This is a genomic window from Streptococcus suis (assembly GCF_002964045.1).
In the GTDB taxonomy this organism is placed as follows: Bacteria; Bacillota; Bacilli; order Lactobacillales; family Streptococcaceae; genus Streptococcus; species Streptococcus suis_U.
In genome coordinates, this window is record NZ_POPB01000055.1 from 1 (window position 1) to 274 (window position 274).

Genomic DNA, 274 nt, shown 5'->3' on the forward strand with positions numbered 1-274 from the left:
AGATAGTATTTCCCGTCGACTTTTATGACGTAGCCATCCTGAACTTCATTGATGATGTGACTGTCTTGTAAAACATAGTTCGGGTCCTTCATGACCAACTCTTCACTAAAAATCGCATCAAAAGGGACTTTACCATTATAGTAGTGGAAATGGTCGCCGTGTGATGTCACATAGCCTTGATCAGTAATTTTAACGACTATCTGCTCAGCGTCAATATTTTCCTTGGCAGAAACTTGATCAGGCGTTAATTGTTCAGCAACGGTAGTTTGTACAC

1 protein-coding gene is annotated in these 274 nt (G+C 40.5%); it reads right to left on the bottom strand.

Features of this window, described 5'->3' with window-relative positions; genetic code table 11:
• Window positions 1-274: pneumococcal-type histidine triad protein (locus C1E99_RS00240; RefSeq protein WP_153060109.1), on the bottom strand; the 274-nt coding region annotated here is incomplete at both ends.